This window comes from Pseudoalteromonas aliena (assembly GCF_038155085.1).
GTDB lineage: Bacteria > Pseudomonadota > Gammaproteobacteria > Enterobacterales > Alteromonadaceae > Pseudoalteromonas > Pseudoalteromonas aliena_A.
In genome coordinates this window covers 231,535-247,680 of sequence record NZ_JBAKAU010000001.1, presented here as the reverse complement: position 1 = coordinate 247,680, position 16,146 = coordinate 231,535, and the positions used below count along the sequence as shown (strand labels likewise).

The following is a 16,146-nucleotide window of genomic DNA, read 5'->3' as shown; positions in this document are numbered from 1 at the left end:
AATTACTTAACGAGTTTTAATATTTTTTAAATATTATTCAAAAAAAAACATCGTAAATACTAATTTTTCTGTAGTAAATATTTCCTTGCTGGTAGTCTATGGAAAATTTATAAAATGTAGATTGGAAAATATGTCAAAAATCCGTTCAATGAGTTTAACTACTCGTATCATGATAGGTATGGCGCTTGGGGTTACTGTAGGTTTTATATTTCAGGCTATATTAGCTGGTGAAGACGATTATCTAATACCACTTGGGTTATTCTCTTTGCCAATTAAAGCCTTCTTCGTAGATGGTATTTTTCATGTTGGTGGCCAAATATTTATTGCCAGTTTAAAAATGTTAGTTGTGCCTCTTGTTTTTGTATCGCTCGTTTGTGGTACCTGTAGCTTAAGCGACCCTAAAAAACTAGGCCGCCTAGGTGGTAAATCTATTGGTTTATATTTATTAACTACAGCTATTGCTATAACGGTGGCTATTACACTTGCCTTATTATTTAGCCCTGGTGAAGGCATCAGCCTTCCATCTAATGCAACTTACGATGCTAAAGAAGCACCTACCCTTGCACGTGTAATTATAGATATGTTTCCTACAAATCCTTTTGAAGCCATGGCCAAAGGTAATATGCTTCAAGTTATTGTGTTTGCACTTTTATTTGGTGTGGCAATGGCATTGAGCGGTAAAGCGGGTAAACGTGTTGCTACCGTATTTGAGGATTTAAACACAGTAATTTTAAAACTAGTTACACTTTTAATGAACATTGCTCCTTATGGCGTATTCTTTTTAATGGCAAAACTATTTACAACAATTGAGCTTAACTTAATTGTGAGCTTAGCCAAATACTTTGGCGTTGTAGTACTAGCATTGTTGTTGCATGCTCTTGTAAATTACACATTAATTTTAAAAATATTAACTGGCCTGAACCCACTTACTTTCTTAGCAAAAATGAAGCATACATGCTTATTTGCATTTAGTACTTCAAGTTCAAGTGCAACCATGCCTATCACTCTTGAAACAGCGACTAAAAAGCTAGGTGCTAATAACTCTGTTGCCTCATTTACTATCCCACTGGGTGCTACTATTAACATGGATGGCACTGCTATCATGCAAGGTGTGGCTACCGTATTCATTGCACAAGTATTTAGTGTCGATTTAACAATTTCTGATTACCTAATGGTTATATTGACAGCAACACTTGCCTCTGTAGGTACAGCAGGCGTACCTGGTGTTGGTTTAATTATGCTGGCGATGGTACTTAACCAAGTTGGCTTACCTGTAGAAGGAATTGCAATTATTATCGGTGTAGACCGCTTGCTAGATATGACACGTACAGCAGTTAATGTAACCGGTGATTGTATGGTTACCTGTGTTGTAGCTAAATCTGAAGGGGAGCTAGATGAGAGCATCTTTAACGACCCTAATGCTGCTAAAGATTTAGAAGATTATCATAAATCTATTGACTCATAAGCTACTATACAGCTATAAAAAACCTTGATGCAATACATCAAGGTTTTTTCAAGTAGAAAGAATTAAACTGAATCGTATAAAAGATTCTAAACTAAGGGTTTAGTGACTTAAATTTAGAAAGTAAGTTTATTCCCACTTTATTTACACCACTACTCAAGCCAAGAGCTAGCTTATCGCTCAACCCTTTTTTAACTTTGTATTTAATTTTATAAATTTGACGCTCATGTTGCTGCTCTAATAAAGCATCATCACTCGTTTTAATAGTATCAACTAAACCTTTTTCAACCGCTTGAGTTGCAAACCAATGCTCACCTGTAGCAACCAAGTTTATATCTAAGCTTGTACGTTGAGTGCTTACAAACGTTTTAAATAAATCATGTGTTTGTTCAATTTCTTCACGAAATTTTTCACGGGCCTTATCTGTGTTTTCACCAAATAAAGTAAGTGTGCGTTTAAATTCACCTGCGGTTATTTGCTCAAATTCAACATCATTTTTCTTTAATATTTTATTAAAGTTAGGTATTTGTGCTATCACACCAATAGATCCAACTATTGCAAAAGGAGCTGCAAGTATCTCATCGGCTACACACGCCATCATGTAACCACCGCTCGCTGCTACTTTATCAATTGCAACACTCAGAGGAATACCTGCACTTTTAATACGCTGTAACTGAGATGCAGCAAGTCCGTAGCCATGTACAACACCTCCACCACTTTCTAAACGAATAAGTACTTTGTCTTTACTTGGATCGGCAATAGAGATAATGGCCGTTATTTCTTCTCGTAAACTTTCTACCTCGTGAGCGTCCATACTACCTACAAAGTCAACTACATATAAACGAGGTTTAGGTTCATCTTTATCTGTTTTTTTACTTTGCGATTTAAGCTGTTTTTGGTGTGCTTTAAGCTCTTTTTTACCCAACGTATTTTGTAAAAAACTTTCTTTAAGATCGACTAATTGCTCTGATATGTCGTCAATTTGTATTTCACCTTTTTTGGCTTTTGGCTTAACTGCAGCGCCAACTATTAGCATTAGAATAACTGCTATAGCGATAACAAAAGTAATTGTTTTAGCAAAAAACAAACCGTATTCGTATAAAAATTCCAATTGGTTTCTCCATTTATAAATTTCAGCTAATTTAGCATGCTTTAAAGCAAAAAAAAGCCACTTTTCAGTGGCTTTTAAAGGTTAATTATTTTATTGGCTATTAATCAGTCACAACCTCAGGGTTGGAAACTAATAACATTCGACCACGAGCAGCTAAGTAAGTAGCTACTTGCAACTGCATTTCAGCATTAGCGGCAGCACTGCCTTCAACAGTCGCAGCCTTTGCAGCATCTTGAGCCGGCGTTAATATAGAACCATGATGTCCTTTAGTAAATTTAACTAAGTAGCTTGTTGGTGTTCCATTCAATGCTTGCGAAGTACTTACTGTTTCAAGCCCCATCAAGTTAGCTAATGGAATTGTGCCAGAAATCGGATTATTAGCCGCCATTGGTGGTATCACTTGGTCAGGCTTGTTATCAACACCATCGCCCACAACAACATTAGTATAAACAGGAGTACCTAATGCTTTCACAGTGGCTGCATAGTTAGTTGGATCGCCACTATCTAGCGCAGTCTGCGCCGCAAATGCAAACTGAGTAAACACTCCTTGAATATTAGTAAGCTTACTTGTTTCACCAGCTGTAGTTAAAGAAGCTACATACTCGTTATAACCACAGGTTAAATATGCTTCCATATCTGGCAATACTGCACCACAGTTAGACACTGCATCAACTTGTAAATACGCGTTAAACTCATCAGATTCTGTGGTACCTGCTTGTGAAAGTACTGAACCTTGAATAAATGGGCCAAATGCTGCTGATTCAAGTAAAAAGCTAGCTATACCGCCGCCGCCGCTTGCAAGTGCTACTGTGTTTACATTAAATAATGGGTCAACGGTTGGCGCTAATGGGTTATTGGCTTGTGCAATAAATGCAGGGGCTACAATAGAGCCTAGTGAATGACCAATGTAAGTTACATCTTGTGCATTAATCGTTGCATCATTAATAAAGTTTAGACCTAAACGTAAACCTAATAAATCAGCCGCTGATTGACGTAAGCTATCACGCGCAACAAGTAATGAACTTAAGTTCATATAGCTAAGCACTGAACCCGTTGTTGCGTTGAAGTCGTCTATTCCATCACCATCAACATCTATTCCACGCTCACCATGTCTTGGATGGTCAATAGCAACCGTTGCAAAGCCTTGAATAGAAAGCTGCGCCGTTAAAGCAAGCATACTTTCTTTTTGTGTTGTAATACCGTGTTGCATAATAACAACTGGCCATCCGCTATCAGGCATTGCGATAGGATCTAATTGTAACTGCGCACGAACACCATTAATTATTGGTAAAATAGGCTTAGTAACTTGCACTGGTACATTTGCCATGCTTTCTACTTTTGGAATGGAGTTATATTTTGTTAAATGACGTGTGCTATCAAGTCCTAAGTCACGTAATTGCCCGTCACTTAATGCAGAACATAAGCCATCATTTTCACTAATAGGATCTGTCGGAAATGCATCACCAGCAACGGCCTTGTAACCGATTATTGCCACTGCGTTATCACACATACCTTGCCAATATGTATCACTTAAATCACTAATATCAGTACCCGTTGGCGTACCTAAATACATCGGTAACATAATGCTACCTTTTTGGTACTGCACGCCAGAAAATGCATCAGATACATCTATACCCTGCAGTTTAAACACTTCTTGAACGTTAAGCATTGGTTGCTCAGGAACTTGAAGCGCAGGCGTTGGTAACGCAGGCTGTTGCAAACTTGCAGCTAGCAATTTTTTAATTGTCCCAAGTACTGGCCCCGCTGATTGAATAGTCATCGCACTTGAGAAAATAATATCATCTTTTGAAATGTCGCCTGAACTAACCACTACATTTTCGTAGCTATTTACAGCACCTTGCAAACCAAGTTGGGCTTCTGTAATTAATGGCGCTTCTTCACTCACAGAGGCATAAGTAGAAGAAGGTTCAATTGAACGACCTAAAGAATCTTTAAGCCCGGTAGTTAATACATTTATATATGAGCTACCGGCTGTAAATGGTTTTAAAGGAATAATGGCAACGGCATCACCTGAAGCTTGAGTTATAAAGTCAACACCAAAAGTAAGTTCGCCGACTAGTTTACAGGCAGTTCCAGCCGCCACGACAGAACATTCTGCATCAGTTAAACTTGCACCCATTACAACTTCAAAAATTCTTACAGTTCCAGGAGCCCCTGCAGATACTTCATCTAAACTAACATTTGGTGGGAATTTTAAATCAATTTTATAAGGGACCTGAGAAGACCAACCATCAAGTGCGCCAAGTGCAAGTTGAGGGTCAGCATAAGCCGCACGAGAAATAGATACATTATCGTCATCTAATTCTCCAGGAATATTAAGTGTACCGTCTTGAGTGCCGCTCATTAATAAATCATTAGGTACAGATATAACCCCATTAGCGGGGTCAAAACTTACCGTTGCCGTTGGAATAACGGGTGCTGTGTCATTTTTGACATCTGTTAATGTTTCTCCACCGCCACAACCTGCTAAAGCAGCTGTAACCGAGAGTGAAAGTAGCATTTTTTTCATATTATTGGCTCCGCACATATCTTATTTTTATAGTGTGTTTATTCAGTGTGTTAAAGTTAAAATAGTGTAACTAATTTATTAATGAGACATTAGACCAGTTAAACTTAACGTAAAGCTTCTATTTTCGCCACCTAAATTTACAATAAATTCGATTACTTCACGTTTTGCTATGTTAAAATCAAAAAAATTTTATAGATTGGTAATTTTATGCACACATATCAAGCAGCTGAAAACGCACTTAAAGATAAAGTTATTTTAATAACAGGCGCCGGTGATGGTATTGGCCGAGTTGCAGCAATTACGTATGCAAAATACGGCGCTACAGTTATCTTATTAGGAAAAACAACTAATAAACTTGAATGTATTTACGATGAAATTGTTAATGCTGGCTACCCTAAACCTGCAATTGTGCCCATGGACTTAAAAGGCGCAACTAAACAAAACTATCGTGACCTTGCTGCAACAATTGAATATCAATTTGGCCGCCTTGATGGCTTGCTCAATAATGCAGGTATTTTAGGGTCACTTGGTCCACTTGAACATTTTTGCTCATCTACGTTCGAAAACATAATGAAAGTAAACGTGACCGCGCAAGCGATGATCACTAAAGCGCTTTTTCCTGTTCTTCGTAAGTCTGATAATGCATCGATAGTATTTACGTCATCAGGTGTAGGCCGCAAAGGCCGTGAGTTTTGGGGGCCTTACGCTATCTCAAAATTTGCAGTAGAAGGTATGATGCAAACATGGGCATGTGAAGTAGGTAAAACGAATATTCGTATAAACTGTATTAATCCAGGCGCTACTCGCACTTCTATGCGGGCTGCTGCATACCCAGGAGAAGATAGAGACGCGCTTGCTACACCAGAAGATTTAATGCCAACCTACTTATACTTGATGAGCGATGATTCTAGTAAAGTGAATGGTGAATCGTTAGATGCTCAAGTAAAAAAGTAATTTAGAGTTTAAATAATTTAAACAACACACATTAAAAAAGCCGCAATTAGCGGCTTTTTCGTGTTCAATAAATAACTAATTGATTATTTACGTTTAGTAGGCTTAACACGTTGATTGTGCTTTTTAACTGCTTTACGGATCTGGTTGATTTTAGCGCGTTTATCTTTGCGTTTTTCAGGCATAACAGAAAGCTTAGTTTGTGTCTCGCGGCCTAATTTAACCGTTTTGCGTAAGTAGTTTACTGTTTCTAAATCATACTCTATCCAACCACCCTGTGGCACGCGCTTGTCAAGCTCTAGTTTACCATAACGAATACGAATAAGACGAGATACTTCCGCATCTTGAGACTGCCATAAACGACGAACTTCACGGTTACGTCCTTCATTTAACGTTACGTTAAACCAGCGGTTAACGCCTTCGCCACCCATAGGGGTTACAGTCGTGAATTTAGCTGGACCATCTTCAAGTTCAACACCACGTAGTAAGTTTTTAAGTGTTTCATTGGTTACTTCACCAAATACACGCGCAGAGTATTCACGCTCTACTTCATAACTAGGGTGCATCAAGCGGTTAGCTAATTCGCCATCGTTAGTAAAGAGCATCAAGCCAGAAGTATTAACGTCTAGTCGACCAACCGCAATCCAACGCTCGCCATCAATACGAGGAAGTCGGTCAAATACAGTACGTCGCCCTTCTGGATCTTTACGTGTACTTAACTCACCTTCAGGTTTGTTGTACATAATTACACGACATACTCTATCTGCTTTTTCTTCAATCTTTACAGTGTGTCCATCTACACGAATTAAATCGGTTTCTTCAACACGATCACCTAACTTTGCCACTTTACCGTTTACGCTAACGCGGTTTGCATCAATGTATTTTTCCATTTCACGGCGTGAGCCTACGCCTGCACGGGCTAGGACTTTTTGTAACTTTTCACCTTGTATACTCATTCGGATGGTTCTCTCACAGAAGGATCACTTAATAACTGGTTAATTTTACTTTGCTGCTCAGTTGGCAGCGCAGGTAAATTTTCAAGCCCAGTTAACGAAAAATAATCTAAAAATTGTTTAGTAGTAGCATATAAAGCCGGCTTACCCGGAACTTCTTTATGCCCTACCACTTTAACCCATTCTCTTTCGAGTAGAGTTTTAATAATATTAGAACCCGTAGTAACACCCCTTACTTGCTCAATTTCACCACGCGTAATAGGCTGCCTATATGCAATAAGAGATAAAGTTTCGAGTAATGCGCGTGAATACTTAGGTGCGCGCTCTTGCCACAAGTTATTTAACCAAGGGCTTAAACTGCTACATGCCTGAAAACGATAACCGCTACCAACTTCAACTAAGCGGATACCACGGGTTTGAAAATGTTCTTGTATTGTATTTATAGCATCGTTTATTCGCGCCATAGAAATAGCTAAATCTATTAATACAGTGTCTTTAAGGTGGCGCTTACTCACAGGTTTATCTGCAACAAAGATAGCTGCTTCAATGATTTCAACTAGCTGTTCATCACTAATTCGCCTACCCGCCATACACACTCTTAACAAATACAAATACACAGCTATCTATTATGACAGAACAACGCCGAACTAGGAAAATATATCTATTAAATAACTAGATTTAAAACACAAAAAAGCCAGTGACTATCACTGGCTTCTAAATTACTCTTTAAAACAACAAATATTAGCTGCGTTTAATTGCTTCTAATGCATCATCTTCAGCTACTGCGTTACCGTACTTTTTAATGTAACCCATAAACTCTCTTTTACTGATGCGCTTATCTTGGTTTTTATCCATATAACCAAAATGATTTGAAATGTCATCATCGTTACCTTCAACTACTGAGATGTAGCCATTACTGTCGTTATCTAAGCTTGAAAAGCTGCTCTCGATTTTATCGAATTTAGCGATTTCAGCTTTAAATGCCGACCCACTTACTTCAGCATCTGTGGCCACTTTACCGCTGTTTAACTTCATATAAGTGTTGAATTCTTTACGGCTGATTTCGTTATCCATATTGGTATCAATATTTGAAAAATGGCCCCAAATGCTATCGTCGTCAGCTTCAACTTTTGAAATGTAGCCATCGCTATCGTTGTCTAAACTTGCAAAATCACTGTCTATTCTTTCAAGACCTTGATTAGATGAACAAGCCGCTAGGCTTAATGATGCTAAGATAGTGGCTGCTAATGTTAACTTTTTCATAAGACGTATCCTTCGTAATTAATTAAATGTCACTTTAACTAATACAAATCTAATGCCAATAATAGTTAACCAATAAGAATCAACAACTTAAGCTTGTAAAGTGCATTTTTAAAACAGTTTCAAAAAGTTAAGCTTGCACTCTTTGCAAGCAACCTTGTAATTTTTGCAAAAAAATACCCGGTAAAAACCAGGTATTTTTATTTAAGCTACTAATTATTAAATTGCTGCATTTTGGTAACGCTTAACAAAGTCAGTTACTTTTTGGCCATTACACTTTAAAGAGTCTAAGTTACCAATTTTTTTACGAACCGGTGTTAGACCTTGCTTTATAGCTGTCATACATAACTGTGTTTCTTGTTGGCTATCATTAGCGAATACTTCAAATTTAACTTTTGCAGTAGTGCTAGTGGCTTCTTTTTTAGCAATGTCTCGGATATCTTGGCCATTACAAAGAATACTCTGTGAAAAGCGAGATAAAAACACACCATGTTGCGCTGCTTCTTTACGCGCGGCAGAAAAGCCTTCATTAGCGCTCAATACACATAGTTTAGACTCGATTTTATTGTCTTTACTGAAGTAAGTGTTGCTTTGTGCAGAAACAGTTGACGAGGCTAAAAGTGCAGCGGCTAAAATTAATTGTGTTTTCATGAGAGATCCTTTTTGAACAAGCTATTTGAGTGATTTCGCGCATTATATAGCCAACGGTTAACATTTCAACTGAAATTTTTATTTATTTTAAATATTAATACTGCATTAACAATGTTCGATCTTTGTACATCATTTGAGCAACATTTATGCAGTGATTCTCTCATTTCAGTCATGTTATGTAAGCTTATTTACTGATACAATTTAATACATCAAATTGAACTATTTTTAAGGTAAACTTTATGAAAGTGATTTCTTTCAATATCAATGGTCTGCGTGCTCGCCTCCATCAATTACAAGCTATAATAGATAAACATCAACCTGACGTAATTGGCTTACAAGAAATTAAAGTTCATGATGAAGCATTTCCATTAGAAGATGTAAAAAAAATGGGGTATTACGTCTACCATCACGGGCAGAAAGCTCATTACGGTGTGGCTATATTATGCAAAGAGGAACCGAGGTCTATTTCAAAGGGCTTTTCTACCGATACTGATGAATCACAAAAGCGTATGATTAGCATAACCTTAGAACAAGAAAATGGTCGTGATTTAACAATAATGAACGGTTACTTCCCGCAAGGTGATAATATTAATCACGAAACTAAATTTCCTTATAAGCGCCAATTTTATAAAGATCTTATGACTCATTTAAAAACTAATCACACTCCCGATCAAGATATAGTCGTGATGGGTGATATAAATATATCACCTACTGATTTAGATATTGGTATTGGCGAAGTAAATGCAAAACGTTGGTTAAAAACGGGTAAGTGTTCATTCCAACCAGAAGAGCGTGAATGGCTAGCTACATTACTTAATTGGGGCTTTAAAGATACCTTTAGGGAGCAAAATCCAGATATAAATGATCAGTATTCTTGGTTTGACTATCGCTCTAAAGGGTTTGTAGATAACCGAGGGCTTCGAATAGATGTAGTGCTTGCAACCAATGACCTTGCAGCACGCTGTATAGATACCGGTATTGATTACGAACTGCGCGGTATTGAAAAGCCGTCTGATCATGCCCCTATATGGTCAACATTTAAGTAATTACTATGCTCAGCATAACAATGCAGGGACTACTTTGGTTCCTTGTAATTATCATTGCTATTTTAAGCTTTGATAAAAAAGCATATAAATCGCTTTATAGCACATTAGCTCAACAAACGGGTGTGCTTGCGTGTGCGTTAGTGTTTGCAGTGCTTTGGCAAATAAAAGCAGGAATTTTAACTGGCCTTGATTTACACATATTAGGCGTTACGGCCGCGACATTAATTTTAGGCTGGCGATTGGCTATTTTAAGTAGCCTATTTGCCACAGCGCTATTAACTGCATTTGGTCAAATTGAACTTGAACTGTTACCAGTACAACTGCTTATTGGTACGTTTATTCCTATAATATTGAGCTACCTTTGTTTTATAATTAGTTACCAGTATTTACCTCGTCATTTTTTTGTTTATATATTTGTTTGTGCGTTTCTAAATGCAGGGTTTATAGCCTGTATAAAAATAAGCCTAGGTGCTTTATTTTACTTAGCTATAGGGCAATACAATTGGCAAGAACTTGCAGATAACTACGTTTATTTAAGTGCCATAATTTGGTTTCCTGAAGCAATGCTCAACGGCATGGCTATAACAATTATGATCACCTATCGCCCGCATTGGGTAAAAACTTTTTACGATAAGGACTACCTAGACTCATGAGTCTACAATATCAATGCCCGCTATGTAACCTCGCACTTTTGAAAGCTGATTCAACACTTCGTTGTGCTAACAACCACAGCTTTGACTTTGCCAAAGAAGGCTATGTTAATTTACTGCCAGTACAACAAAAAAATTCAAAACAACCGGGCGACTCCCTTGAAATGGTACAAGCTAGACGCGCCTTCTTAGAGCGTGGATACTACCGCTTTTTACAACAAAATCTTAGCGATTTAGTCGGTCAAATATGTGCGAATACGGTTATAGATTTAGGATGCGGCGAAGGTTTTTATACCCAAGCAATAGCAAGTAAAACGGACGCTGTAGTGTACGGTGTCGATATTTCAAAATCTGCCGTTAAATATGCAGCAAAGCGCTATCCTAATTGCCATTTTAGTGTTGCATCAATTAGCCAAGCGCCTTTTAATAGTCAATTTGCTGATGTACTTATTAGTGTATTTGCACCCTTATTTGAAGAAGAACTTGAACGTCTTGCTAATAAAGACGCAACATTAGTGGTCGCAAGCCCAGGCCCTTATCATTTAAAAGAGCTAAAATCGTATATATATTCAGAAGTAAACGAACATACTGAAATAGACACGCCAAAAGGATTTCAAAGATCAGAACAGGCTCTTTTAACAGAGCATGTAGCGCTTAGCTTTACTGATATTAAAAACTTAATAATGATGACGCCATTTGCATGGAAATTTAGACCCGAGCACTGGACAGAACTCGAAGAAAAAGGTGAACACAATGTCACCTTATCATTTTATATTACTCAGTTTACCAAAATAGATAATGGTATAACCCGCTAAAACTGCTCTTTAGTAAATGCTCTATCCATTTTTTCAAACATATCTTTAAGTAAGTTAGCAAGCTCCATATAACGGGGCTTGTTTTCACTTAACTGCGTTTGATATCCATTAGCTGCCATTTTAGTGTACAGCTGGTTGTACCATTTTTGCATTGCAGGGTCTAAAGGCGTTTGCGCTCGTTTACCTAACCAAAATAAACCTTGTAAAGGTAGCGATATAAAAAATAATGCACTCGCAATAGCTTGAGGTAAAAAATCAGAACCTAAGTAATTAAGCTGAAAAAACAACGTTAGCATCGCCAAGATTGGCATTACTGTAATGGCAAGCTCAGTCGCTCTAATCACTCTAAACTCTAAAAACAAAGGCGCAAGCTCTTTACGCATTGGCCATTTTTTACCATACAAACGGCCTGTTTGTAGTTGTGACATCACACTTTTTTGCATCATGACTCCTCACAGATACTGCTTTTAAATACAATAGAAAAACGAGCTATACCCAAAGTGTAACACAAAATGAGTGAGTTACACTTTCTCGGTAAAAGAGCTTAAATTTACCCTTTAATGGTGAACAATCCTAACTTAAACATCATAAATAAGGTAAAATATTTAACATTGCGTTAACTACTTTGCAGTTGAACATTCAATTGTTTTAACTTTATTTAATACCGTAAGTGTAACTATCACGTATTAACGTTAACTTACTAAATTTGTTTATGGAAATTGAATCTATGCCAACAACCTCCCCTGAATCCCAACATGTTTTAGTTTTAAACTGTGGTAGCTCTAGTTTAAAGTTTGCCATTATTGATGCAAACGACGGTCATGAAATTATATCAGGCCTTGCTGAACGCTTGGGCGCGAAGGCCCCCTCCATTAAATACAAGTTTAATGGAGCTAAAACAGTTATCGACTTAGCGGCTAATCAAGCACATGCTGAGGCTATAAATACGCTTGTAAGCTTAATAAAGGAGCATAACCTTGATGAGCACCTTATCGCTGTTGGGCACCGTGTTGTTCATGGAGGAGAGCATTTTACAAAGTCAGTCTTAATTGATCAGGACGTAATTGACGGTATTACTAAAGCGTCTTCTTTAGCGCCGCTACATGGTCATGCGAACTTGTTAGGTATTTCATCTGCACAAGCGTCATTTATAGGTTTACCGCAAGTAGCAGTATTTGACACTGCATTCCATCAAACTATGGATGAAGTCGCCTACCTTTACGCCCTACCCTATAAGCTTTATACAGACTACGGTGTAAGACGCTATGGTATGCATGGCACAAGTCATTACTATGTAGCAGGACAAACAGCTAAATTATTAAACCAGCCTATAGAAAAGAGTAATTTCATTAGTGCTCATTTAGGTAATGGCTGCTCTGTTACTGCAATAAAAAATGGTAAAAGTGTTGATACCAGTATGGGTTTAACGCCATTGGCTGGTATTGTTATGGGTACTCGCAGCGGAGATATTGACCCCGGTTTATTTAATTTTTTAACCACACAGCTTAGTTATAACGCTCAGCAAATAGATAATTTATTAAACCAAGAAAGCGGCCTACTAGGTATTAGCGAACTCTCTAACGATTGCCGAACTATTGAAGAAGCCGCTGTTGCAGGACATAAACAGGCACGTTTAGCGTTGGATATTTTTTGCTACCGACTAGCCAAGCAAATTGCAGCTTACATGGTACCATTGCAACGTTTAGATGCTCTTATATTTACTGGCGGCATTGGCGAAAACTCCGATATCATACGTGAAAATGTCATTAATCAATTAGCTTTTTTAGGGTTCAGTTGTAACCAGAAAAGCAATCTTGATGCACGTTTTGGTAATCGAGGTATTATTAGTTCAGCCAATACTTCACCCAAAGCGGTAGTAATGCCGACCAACGAAGAGTGGGTTATTGCATTTGATGCCGCTAACATTGTAAAGGAGCTTTAATATGGCACGTCGTATTATGTTAATTCCAGTGTCTACCGGTGTGGGTTTAACGTCGGTATCAGTTGGTTTAGTCCGCGCTCTTGAGCAAAAAACAGTTAAAGTTAACTTTTTTAAACCCATCGCTCAGCCTCGTTCAGGTGAAACAGGTCCTGAAAAATCAACACAAATAGTTACCCAAGGCTCGCCGATTAACCCACCCACCCCTTTTGCACTTGATTATGCTGAGCAAATGATTGGCGACGGTAAAGGTGATGATCTACTAGAGGAAATTGTTGAGCGCTTTGAAAGTAAAATAAACGACGATGAAGTCGCTATTATCGAAGGTATGGTGCCTACTCGTCGCCAACCTTATGCTGGACGTGTAAACCGCGAAATTGCGCAAACTCTGGGCGCTGAAATTGTATTTGTACTTACCCCTGGTAATTACACCATTACTCAAATAGAAGACCGCCTGGAAATTGCAGCAGGTAATTACGGTGGAATCGAGCATCCTCGTGTACTGGGCTGTATTTTTAATAAAGTAAATGCGCCACTTGATGAAGAAGGCCGTGCACGCGCCGATTTAGTCGACGCTTACAAACCCGAAGAGCTTGAAAACGAGTTAAATCGTTTAGCGTCTTTACCTATTTTTAAAAAAAATCCGTTTATGTTGCTTGGCGCAATCCCGTGGGATTTTGACTTAGTAGCGCCACGCGTAAAAGACTTAAGCGCGTATTTAAAAGCAACAATAATTAACGAAGGCGATATGCTTCATCGTCGCCTGCGTCGTATTACTTTTTGTGCTCGTACGGTTTCTAATATTTTAAATTATTTTACGCCAGGCGCTTTATTAGTAACACCGGGCGATCGCTCAGACATACTTGTTGCTGCGTGCTTATCTGCTATGAACGGCACTAAACTTGGCGCTATATTACTCACCGGTGGCTTTGAGCCAGAACCACGTATTATGGCTTTGTGTGAACAAGCCATGCAAACCGGTTTACCAATACTCGCAACCGAGGCCGACACATGGCGTACATCACTGTTACTGCATAACTTTAATATGGAAGTACCAAATGATGATGACCAACGCATTGAAAAAGTAAAAGATCACAACGCAGAACATATCAACTCAAGCTGGCTCGATACTCTAGCTCAAAATGTAGGTAAAACGCGTAAGTTATCACCACCTGCATTTCGTTATTTATTAACCGATAAAGCACGTAAAGTAGGTAAAACCGTAGTATTACCAGAAGGAAATGAACCTCGTACAATTAAAGCGGCTGCTATTTGTGGTCAACGTGGCATTGCTAAAACTATATTGCTCGGTGAGCGCGAAGAGATAATGCGTATTGCACAGCAACAAGGTATTGAGCTAAACGAACATGTAAGTATCATCGAGCCAAAAAATATTATAAATGATTATATTGCGCCTATGGTCGAAATTCGTAAAAACAAAGGCCTAACTGCTGTAGTAGCACAAGAGCAACTCCAAGATAACGTCGTACTTGGCACAATGATGCTTGAGCAAGGTAAAGTAGATGGTTTAGTATCGGGCGCGGTAAATACCACTGCCAATACAATTCGCCCGCCCCTGCAGCTAATTAAAACAGCGCCAGGATCATCGCTAGTATCATCTGTATTTTTTATGCTGCTACCTGATCAAGTGTTAGTTTACGGTGACTGTGCTATAAACCCCGACCCTAATGCTGACCAACTTGCTGATATAGCGATTCAATCTGCCGACTCTGCAGCTGCATTTGGCATTGAGCCTCGCGTAGCAATGATAAGCTACAGCACGGGCACGTCAGGTACGGGGGCAGATGTTGAAAAAGTACGTGAAGCCACAAAAATAGCAAAACAAAAACGTCCTGATTTAATTATCGACGGCCCACTACAATACGATGCCGCTATAATGGAAAATGTAGCACTTAAAAAAGCACCTAACAGTCCTGTAGCCGGTAAAGCCACTGTATTTATATTCCCAGATTTAAATACAGGTAATACAACATATAAAGCCGTACAACGCAGTGCCGACTTAATAAGTATCGGCCCTATGCTGCAAGGTATGCGCAAACCAGTAAACGACTTGAGCCGTGGTGGATTGGTCGATGATATTGTGTATACAATCGCCTTAACTGCAATTCAGGCAGCTCAAGCAGAAGCGCTAATAGCGCATTAAACGCAACGTGTGCTTTTTATAGCCTAGCTATTATTTATTTAATAATTAGGTAGTTAGGCTATTTATACCCTGCAACCCCCATACTTATCCACAGAAATTGTGGGTAAGTTTTTAATCTCTATTAAAACCCACTCCCAAATACTCATTTTAGTCACGCTTACACCTTTAACTTGAAGGCAATAATCTATACTATAAAGCTATCAATAATGCTGTATCGCAGGCGTTTAATGTCAAAACAAACATTACAATTACACAGCACGGTTTTATCTATTAACAGTTTAGATGTTGACGCCGATATACCTGCGGCACTACTAAAGCTTCCTTTATTTTTTATATCTAAAACCCAGGATGAACTATCGATTTTTTGCCCTAGTAGCTTTAAAATAGAGAGTTTAGACACCGAATCTGATTGGCAAGCACTTAAAGTGGTTGGCCAACTTGGTTTTTCGCTGATCGGAATAATGACTAATATACCAGGTATATTATCACGCGCTAAAACTTCTATTTCTTCAACTTCAACCTACGATACCGATTATATTTTAGTAAAAAAACAAACGGCCTCACTAGCACTTAATGCCTTAAAAAAAGATGGTTACAACGTGGTGGCCCAATAG

At 38.4% G+C, this 16,146-nt stretch carries 15 protein-coding genes; 8 read left to right on the top strand and 7 right to left on the bottom strand.

Annotated features, from left to right (window positions below):
* Window positions 1-130 precede the first annotated feature (130 nt).
* Entirely contained in the window at window positions 131-1,465 is a 1,335-nt protein-coding gene (locus V6260_RS01215) for a dicarboxylate/amino acid:cation symporter (protein ID WP_341592169.1), read from the top strand.
* 91 nt (window positions 1,466-1,556) lie between these two features.
* Here the strand turns inward: V6260_RS01215 and sohB are convergent, their stop codons facing one another.
* Entirely contained in the window at window positions 1,557-2,573 is a 1,017-nt protein-coding gene (gene sohB / locus V6260_RS01210) for a protease SohB (protein WP_341592167.1), read from the bottom strand.
* A gap of 100 nt (window positions 2,574-2,673) precedes the next feature.
* Window positions 2,674-5,103 carry a VolA/Pla-1 family phospholipase gene (locus V6260_RS01205; RefSeq protein WP_341592165.1) on the bottom strand — a complete coding sequence of 810 codons (2,430 nt, stop codon included), beginning with the start codon at window positions 5,101-5,103 and terminating at the stop codon, window positions 2,674-2,676.
* Window positions 5,104-5,310: 207 nt separating this feature from the next.
* On the opposite strand from V6260_RS01205, the gene V6260_RS01200 reads away from it, so the two are divergent.
* Window positions 5,311-6,057: a YciK family oxidoreductase gene (locus tag V6260_RS01200; RefSeq protein WP_341592164.1), complete on the top strand. Its 747-nt coding sequence runs from the start codon at window positions 5,311-5,313 to the stop codon at window positions 6,055-6,057.
* Between the two features lie 83 nt (window positions 6,058-6,140).
* On the opposite strand, the gene rluB is transcribed toward V6260_RS01200, so the two are convergent.
* The 4 genes from rluB to V6260_RS01180 form a co-directional block, all read right to left on the bottom strand.
* Window positions 6,141-7,010, bottom strand: coding sequence for a 23S rRNA pseudouridine(2605) synthase RluB (gene rluB / locus V6260_RS01195; RefSeq protein ID WP_341592162.1), 870 nt, complete (start codon window positions 7,008-7,010; stop codon window positions 6,141-6,143).
* Window positions 7,007-7,597, bottom strand: a complete 591-nt coding sequence (gene scpB, locus V6260_RS01190) for an SMC-Scp complex subunit ScpB (RefSeq protein WP_341592160.1) — start codon at window positions 7,595-7,597, stop codon at window positions 7,007-7,009. The genes rluB and scpB overlap by 4 nt, the downstream gene beginning before the upstream one ends.
* Window positions 7,598-7,748: 151 nt before the next feature.
* Complete coding sequence (locus V6260_RS01185) at window positions 7,749-8,270, bottom strand: EF-hand domain-containing protein (RefSeq protein ID WP_341592159.1); 522 nt, start codon at window positions 8,268-8,270, stop codon at window positions 7,749-7,751.
* A gap of 216 nt (window positions 8,271-8,486) precedes the next feature.
* The gene (locus tag V6260_RS01180; protein WP_341592157.1) at window positions 8,487-8,918 is read right to left on the bottom strand and encodes an exonuclease III; all 432 of its coding nucleotides are present in this window, start codon (window positions 8,916-8,918) and stop codon (window positions 8,487-8,489) included.
* A gap of 239 nt (window positions 8,919-9,157) precedes the next feature.
* On the opposite strand from V6260_RS01180, the gene xthA reads away from it, so the two are divergent.
* Genes xthA through V6260_RS01165 form a run of 3 tightly spaced genes read left to right on the top strand, consistent with a single transcriptional unit; the run spans window position 9,158 to window position 11,429 of the window.
* Window positions 9,158-9,964, top strand: coding sequence for an exodeoxyribonuclease III (gene xthA, locus V6260_RS01175; protein ID WP_341592156.1), 807 nt, complete (start codon window positions 9,158-9,160; stop codon window positions 9,962-9,964).
* A gap of 5 nt (window positions 9,965-9,969) precedes the next feature.
* Window positions 9,970-10,617, top strand: a complete 648-nt coding sequence (locus V6260_RS01170; protein ID WP_341592154.1) for an energy-coupling factor ABC transporter permease — start codon at window positions 9,970-9,972, stop codon at window positions 10,615-10,617.
* Window positions 10,614-11,429, top strand: a complete 816-nt coding sequence (locus V6260_RS01165) for a putative RNA methyltransferase (protein ID WP_341592153.1) — start codon at window positions 10,614-10,616, stop codon at window positions 11,427-11,429. The genes V6260_RS01170 and V6260_RS01165 overlap by 4 nt, the downstream gene beginning before the upstream one ends.
* Here the strand turns inward: V6260_RS01165 and yfbV are convergent.
* Entirely contained in the window at window positions 11,426-11,872 is a 447-nt protein-coding gene (yfbV, locus tag V6260_RS01160; protein WP_341592576.1) for a terminus macrodomain insulation protein YfbV, read from the bottom strand. The genes V6260_RS01165 and yfbV overlap by 4 nt on opposite strands.
* Window positions 11,873-12,156: 284 nt before the next feature.
* On the opposite strand from yfbV, the gene V6260_RS01155 reads away from it, so the two are divergent.
* The 3 genes from V6260_RS01155 to V6260_RS01145 all read left to right on the top strand — a co-directional run bounded on the left by V6260_RS01155 (window position 12,157) and on the right by V6260_RS01145 (window position 16,146).
* Window positions 12,157-13,371: an acetate kinase gene (locus V6260_RS01155; protein WP_341592575.1), complete on the top strand. Its 1,215-nt coding sequence runs from the start codon at window positions 12,157-12,159 to the stop codon at window positions 13,369-13,371.
* A gap of 1 nt (window position 13,372) precedes the next feature.
* Window positions 13,373-15,532 carry a phosphate acetyltransferase gene (gene pta, locus V6260_RS01150; RefSeq protein ID WP_341592151.1) on the top strand — a complete coding sequence of 720 codons (2,160 nt, stop codon included), beginning with the start codon at window positions 13,373-13,375 and terminating at the stop codon, window positions 15,530-15,532.
* A 227-nt stretch (window positions 15,533-15,759) separates the two neighbouring features.
* Entirely contained in the window at window positions 15,760-16,146 is a 387-nt protein-coding gene (locus V6260_RS01145) for an ACT domain-containing protein (RefSeq protein ID WP_341592149.1), read from the top strand.